This window comes from Tahibacter aquaticus (assembly GCF_004363655.1).
Classification (GTDB): domain Bacteria; phylum Pseudomonadota; class Gammaproteobacteria; order Xanthomonadales; family Rhodanobacteraceae; genus Tahibacter; species Tahibacter aquaticus.
Genome location: NZ_SNZH01000012.1, coordinates 247,720 through 254,657, shown reverse-complemented (window position 1 = coordinate 254,657; position 6,938 = coordinate 247,720). Strand labels below are relative to the sequence as shown.

The window sequence follows — 6,938 nt, the reverse complement described above, 5'->3', positions numbered from 1 at the left end:
CGCTTCAACGTGACGGCGCCAGAAGGCTTCGGTCTTCGATGCTTGCACGCTTGGCGCTCCGAGAAGGTGAGCGACAAGCATTGCTCTGATGATCGGGTTCGAGAATGTGGCGGCGCCGGACGCTTACGAAATAGCTAGCAACGAGATGCGTACACGCATGAAGCGTTCTCCCTATGCCGACGATGATGTAAGTACTAGGCGGGAACGGGGTTGATTGACTTACACGACAAGTAAACTTAGGTCTTTGCGGCTATTCGAAGACAACCTTTAACTCGTAGCCTTTTCCAGTTGGCCAGTCGATTCTCAGAACTTCAACGGCCGCCGGCCCCACGGACTTAGTAATCATGGTTCCGTCCACGATTGCGCCACCGATCTCCTTCGGTAGCGGCATTCCGGTTGCTTTCGCGCTCAAGAGTTCTGCAGCCTTCAGAAGCTCGCGGTGAGCGAGGGCAGCGGAGTTTGAATCGTTGACATTGAGTACGAGCTTCGCTCGGCGTGCTGTGGTGGGCCCGCCGGCGACGTAGAAGGCAAGATTGTTTGCCAACGGAAAGCCGGTGCCGATTTCCTTGTAGGGAGACGAGCACCCGAACTCATTGTCGTACTGGTGCGTCCAGCCTCTTGTTGCCAGGCCGTGGCTGTTCAACAGGGAACAAGCGTTGGAGGGAGTGGTAACCAGAAGGGCCGCGTCGGCCGCCGCTGAAACCATCAAGATGACGAAAGCTGCAAGGTATGAGCGCACGATCACGACCTCCCGCATGGCTAGTGCCGGATTCGACCACCGCGCGACCGTCTACGTGTCGCTGGAAAACCCGGTTGCAGTTGATCCGAGTGGTTCATCGAAGTAACAGGAGGACTCTGCTTCGAGGAACGCACTCCTCTCACTTGTGCAGTTCGTCAGGGCCGCGGTGGGCTGTTGGCGCGCTTCTGCCCCTGCGCCTGCGGTGCGGGCGGAACGTCGCTAACCCCCCACGGCTTCCCATCCGCATCGAGATACAGCTTCTGCATCTCCTGCAAATTAAACGGCCGCGACCCGATGCGCCCGAAGATCGCAATCTGATTCCCGCTCTCATCCACGCCACGGTCGCGTTCAAGGCCACGCGACAGTGACAACGCCGCCTTGGCCGTCTCGCGCCAAGCAATCAACTGCGGCTTCGGATCCGGGCTGAACCCGTAGAACTTCGGCTGCGATTCCGGGCTGGTCAGCTGGATGACCTTCACGCCGTTCTTGCCGTCCGCCACGTAAGCAAACAGCGATGCGTTGGTGGTACCGACGATCACATCATTGGCGTCGTTGAGCTTGCCGCCGGCGTTGAACATTTCGTACAGCCTGGGCTGTTCGGGCTTGGTGATATCGACGATGGCCAGGCCCTCTGCACCGTTGGCGATGTAGGCGTAGGTGCGGGCGAGGTGCAGCTTTCTCGCGTCGCTCAGGCGCAGGAACGCGCTGGTGATTTCGCGCGCCTCGGCGGGCTTGGTGATGTCGATGACGTGCAGGCCGTCGGCGGCAGTGACGAAGGCGTAGCGGAACTGCACTTGCACGGCGCGGGCGTTGGCCATCGGCACGGTGGTGATGTGTCGCGGCTTGAGCGGGTCGGTCATGTCGAGCACGACGACGCCGGCGTCGGCGGTGACATAGAACGTAGTCCCGGCGATGGCGAGGTGTTTCGCACCGTTGAGTACGCCGCCGTCGTTCCACGTCGCGGCGCGGACGAGGTAGTTGTTGCGGAATTCGCCGTCGGCGAGCGTGTCGATGTCGGTGACGATGAGGCCTTCTTCGCTATCGGTGATGAACGCGTAGCGATAGAGCGGGTGCATCGCCTGTTCCTGGTTCGCGGCGATCTCTCTGGCTTTTTCGTTGCGTGCGAAGGACACGGGTTGCGTGGTGGCGAGCATCACGCAGGTGGCGTTCTTGCTCGCGATGCGGGTGTCCTGTCCGGCGGCGGAGGAGGGCGCGGTGATGATGCGTTGCGAGAAGCCTTTGTTGGCGATGCTGGCCACGTCGTAGACGCGCATGCCGGCCTTGCCTTCGGCGACGTAGAGGTATTCGCCGCGCAGTTGCAGGCAGCTGGCGGTGCCGGCGTTGTGTTCGTAGCTTTCCTGCAGGCGCTGGCCGGCTTTCTGGTGGTTGGCGAACCAGTCGGGGTAGGCGTAGCGCTGGAGATAACTGCCGATGACGGCTTGCGGTTCGTCCCACTCGGTGACGCGCACAGCGGCGATTTCGCCGTCGCCGCCGACCCAGGCGTTGAAGCCGACGAAGTCGACGAAGCGGGTGCCGAGCAATAGCGTCTGCGCGAGGATGGCGTTGTTGTCGTTGTCTTTGGACAGATGGCAGTCGGTGCAGGTCTTGGTTTCGGTCTTGCGCTCGGTATGCGGGTAGTGCGGCGCGAAGGCTTGCGAGGAATAACCCGCGGCGGAGACCGGCGGCTGCTGGATGTAGATGCGTTCGCGGTTGATGTTGGTCGACGACAGGATCAGCGCGGAGGACGAGCGCACCGGTGCCACTTTGTGGTCTTTGATGCCGCCGTGTATGCCGAGGAAGAACATGTCGTCGCGCGCGACCTGCGGGTTGTACGTGGCGAAGTTGCGGGTGAAGCCGCCTTCGTATTTGTGCCGCTCGGTCTGGGCGTTGGCCTGGATGGGCAGGTGGCAGCCGCCGCAGCTGGTCGTCCACGAGGTGTGGCAGGTGTAGCAGAGCATCTTGTCTTCGCCGTGGGCGCGCTGGTCCAGCGGTACGTCGGCGCCGAAGGCCTGCGTGGCGGTGTTGCGCGACATGGTGTGGGCGCGCGTCGCTTTCTCGTTGTAGTTCGGCGACAGCGGGTTGGACACGTCCTTGCCCAGGCTCATGGTCCATTCCAGGCCGGGCGTGACGGCGGAGCGCTGGATCAGGGCATCGCCGACCCATTCGAAGCGCTTCTTGCCGTCGGGGTTGCGGATCAGCAGCAGGTCGCGGCCATTTTTCGGCGCAGCGGGGCCAGAGGTTTTCAGCGTGGGCAGGCGGTCGGAAGTGCCGTGGCAGTCCTGGCACTGGATTTCCACCGCGCCGGCCACTTCGGCTTTGAGATAGCCGTTGCCGTGGTTGTCCTGGCCGAAGTGGCAGTCGACGCATTGCATGCCGACGTCGACGTGGATGGACGACATGTGGACGGCTTTCTTCCACTTCTGCGGATCGGTGTCGTCGATCTTCTGCTGCTTGTCGTCGAGCAGGTTGCCTTTGCGGTCGCGGGCGTAGATGCCGCGGAAGTTCCAGCCGTGGCCGTGGTAGTCGGCGAACTGGGTGTCTTTCAGCTGCGGGTTGAGCAGGGATACATCTTTGAGGAAATCCACATCGCGCCATTTGCCGCGGATGGCCGCTTCTTCCGGGTTGCGGTCGAGGGTCTTGAAGATTTCTTCGTCGTCGGGGTAGTGCTGTTTTTCCGGCCACATGAAGGGCGCGTCGGATTCGTAGTCCCACATGGTGTAGCCGAGCATGGAGTTGATGAACATGTTCGGCTGGTGCATGTGGCAGATCATGCATTGGCTGGTCGGTATCTGCCGGGTGAACTCGTGCTTGATCGGGTGGCCGGATTCGCCCTTGGGAATGGTCGGATCGATCTGCGCGCTCATGCCCATGTTGCCGTACTTGGCATGGATGGCCGAGTGGCGCGGATCGCGGTCGTTGGCGTAGACGACGTGGCAGGCGCTGCAGCCGGACGAGCGGAAATCGCCGGGGTTGTCGTTGGTGCCAAGGAACCAGGTGAACGGGTCGTTGAGGCGGGTCTTGTGGATGTTCAGTACCGGAATCGCCACGCGGCTGCCGGTGCCGGGGCCGCGGTTGGATTGCTTGAGGTCGGGCCGGCCGGGTTCTTCCAGGCGCTGGATGGCGCCGGTTTCGCTGGGTACGCCGATTTCCGGAAACAGGTTGCCGATGTTGCGGCCGCCGCGTTCGAACACGCGGAACACGTCGGCGGGCGGCACGGTTTCCCAGGCTGGCATGGGGCTGATCTTGGGCAGGATGCCGGCGGCGTCCATGGCGGCATCGTTGGGGATGCCGTTGTCGACGGACGAGGGCTTGCCGTCGCGGGTATAGGCTTCGCCGAGTATCGAATGCTTGTAGGGCAATATTCCGTTGTTATACGCGGCCGCGCCCCAGAACATGGCGGCGTTGGCCATCAGGCTTTTTTCGGCCTGCTGGATCAGCGGCAGGTGGCAGGCGCCGCAGGATTCGCGTGCGATGCGCAGGTCGCCGGGGTTGATGAAGCGGGCGAATTCGGGGGCTTCCTGGATCAGGTGCGTGTAGCTGCGCGGCGGGTTGGCGCTGTTGGGCCAGCGGTCCGGGTATTGCGGCAGGATGTGGGCCTTGTCCATCGCGGCGATGTAGCCGGCGCTGTAGTTGCGCGGGGCCGTGCCTGCGCTTTTGCCGCCGCCGGCGCTGGCGGCGTGGCCGATGTCGGCATGCTTGTCGCCGCGGGTTTCGCCGGGGTTGGCCGGTGGTGCGTTGCCGAAGACGGTGGCGTCGCCGCCGTGGCAGTCGGTGCAGCCCAGTACGACGGCTTCGCTGGCGTGCATGGTCTTGCGGTCGCTTGCCGTGTGGCAGGACACGCAGCCGGCGGATTTGGCGTCGGCCTGGGCCCAGGTCTGGAAGGCCGGGGCGGGTGGGGCGGTGGTGTAGGTGCGTTCGACTTTCTTGGCTTCGCCGGAGGCGCTGGCCGGGGTGATGGTGAACAGGCTGGCGACGAAGGCGCAGAGCAGCAGGGCAGCAACGCCGAAATAGACGCTACGGATGGCGGGCCGCGCAAAACCACGTGCTGGGCTTGGCGGAAATGCCTGCCCCCTCACGCAACCTTCTCCCCCACGCGGGGCTTGGGGGAGAGGGCTACGGCGGTCGAGCGCGTCTGGCTCAAAGCCCTCTCCTGCAGCGCAAGCGGGGGGAGAGGGTTGGGTGAGGGGGCGCTGCGCAGGATCGCCACAGGGTTTGCTTGTCGCCGCATCACCGCCCTGCACCTGCCCGCCGGTTGGCACGCTTGCCGCCACATCCACAGATCCCATCGCGCCGAACGGAGCGCCGGTAGCCATATCCACAACGCCTTTTTCAGCGCCTTCTTCACAACCTGTCCCGACCAGTTTCCCCATGACACGCCCCTCAATAGGTCAGGATCAGATTGCCCAGCACGCTGTAATAGGCCGACTTCTGGTCGCCATACAGATCCTTGAAGCCCGCGCCGGGCAGCAAGGCCGCGCCGGACAGGCGCCAGACGATGTTCTGGGTGGCATACGGCCGCCAGATCCACGCTACGGATACATCGGTGCCGATGCCGCGGCCGATGTCGGCCTGGTTGCGCGCGGCTTCTAGAATTTCGGTCTTGTCGAACCAGAGCTGGTTGATGTTGCCGGACAGGCGCGTCTGTGGCGTCAGGTCAAAGTCGGCGCCGATGCCGATCAGGCGCAGGCCGGGGTTGTCGAAGTTCGACTGGCCCTGTTCCTTCGACGGGCGCAGGTCGGGCAGCAGGCCGTTGCGCTGGGAAATGGCCACGCCGCCGCCGCCGATCAGCGGCACGTTCTGGCGTATCCAGTAGCTGGTGTCGGCGCCAGCGAAGATCGGGTTTTCGAACACGGCGTCGTAGCCGGTGGAGCGGTCGTCGAACGGGTCGTCGTCGCCGCTGGCATAGGCGGCTGAAAGGCGCGCGCGGATCCAGTCGAAATCCATCGACGCTTCGGCGGCGAGAAAGCCGGCGCGGATGTCGGTGCCGTCGGCGATGAACACGCCGGCCGACTGCTTGCCGATGGCGTAGTAGCCCGACACGGTCAGGTTGAGCCGGCCGATATGGCCGTCGCCGTTGTAGCCCAGGTAGGTGACGTCGTATTCGCGCGGCGCTTCGCGGCCGATGGCGGCGGGGCGCACGATGAAGCCGTTGGAGTCGTAGAACGAATCGGTCTCGCGGTTGCGGTTATGCAGCACCGTCGCCTGCGAGGTGAAGCCGGTGAAGGGGAAATCCTGCCGGTACAGGTTGGCGACGAAGATGTCGTCCTTGCGCGGGCTTTCGGTGATGTCGTTGAGGCCGGAATTGAGGTCTTTTTCCAGCCGGCGGAACCAGGCGAAGTTGTATTGCCAGCGGTTGGAATCGCGCGTGCCGAAGAAGCGGATGCCGGGCTGGTTGTCCTGGAACAGGAAGCCGCGGAAGTCGCTGGAGAACGGCTGTATGCCGATGCGGAAATCGTCGAAGTCGTAGCGCGGGCGTTCGCTGGAATAGTCCCAGGTGAAGAACAGTTCCTGCACGCCGACGAAGCCGTCGTCGCGGGTTTCGCCGAAGGTGGGGTCGATGGTCAGCGCACGGGTTTCTTCGGTGCGCACGCGGTTGTAGTTGAAGGCGAGCGTGGCCTTGAACTCGTAGGTCGGCGGCTTGAAGGTGGTGTCGCCCTTGTACAGCACGGCGCTGGCGATGAAGGTCTGTGCGGCGATGAGCTGGTCGACGTCGCCCAGGGTGTCGTTGGTGCCCGGCTCGCTCGGCGCCTGCGGCGCGGCGGGTGTGGGCAGGCTGCGCGGCTCGATCAGGGTGTCGGACACGGCCAGCAGGTTGAGGAACCAGTCCTTGCCGATGACGGGCTTGTCGGCCTTGAGCTGGTTCTGGTTGTACGGGTCGTACCAGGGGTGCTTGAAGCCCAGCGATTCCATGATGCGCCAGCGGTCGGGCACGGGCAGGAATTCGCCGACCTGGTCGACCGGTGCCGGATCGATGTTGTCCGGGTTCTGCGGCGGCGACGGCATCCAGCGTTCGTAGGGATGGCCGGGACGGCGGCGCGGGATTTCCGAGGCGAACGGATCGTAGGTCGGCGCCGGCAGCAGCTGGGTGAGTTCCAGCCAGTGCAGGCCGATGGACGAGGTATCCGCATGAACCAGGCCCGGCGCGGTGGCCGCGGCCAGGATCAGCGCGCTGAGCGGACGCAGGCGTGGCTGGCGCATG

At 64.1% G+C, this 6,938-nt stretch carries 3 protein-coding genes; all 3 read right to left on the bottom strand.

Translation table 11 applies throughout. The features are described from left to right. Positions 1-250: 250 nt before the first annotated feature. Positions 251-757: a hypothetical protein gene (locus DFR29_RS19210; protein WP_133820245.1), complete on the bottom strand. Its 507-nt coding sequence runs from the start codon at positions 755-757 to the stop codon at positions 251-253. A 137-nt stretch (positions 758-894) separates the two neighbouring features. Then, positions 895-4,815, bottom strand: a complete 3,921-nt coding sequence (locus DFR29_RS19205) for a hypothetical protein (protein WP_208113653.1) — start codon at positions 4,813-4,815, stop codon at positions 895-897. A 304-nt stretch (positions 4,816-5,119) separates the two neighbouring features. Beyond that, positions 5,120-6,937, bottom strand: a complete 1,818-nt coding sequence (locus DFR29_RS19200; RefSeq protein ID WP_133820244.1) for a hypothetical protein — start codon at positions 6,935-6,937, stop codon at positions 5,120-5,122. Position 6,938 lies beyond the last annotated feature (1 nt).

Bases quoted from the DNA above. Each gene is read 5' to 3' on its own strand.
- DFR29_RS19210 (WP_133820245.1), bottom strand. From the start codon at position 757: ATGCGGGAGGTCGTGATCGTGCGCTCATACCTTGCAGCTTTCGTCATC.
- DFR29_RS19200 (WP_133820244.1), bottom strand. From the start codon at position 6,937: ATGCGCCAGCCACGCCTGCGTCCGCTCAGCGCGCTGATCCTGGCCGCG.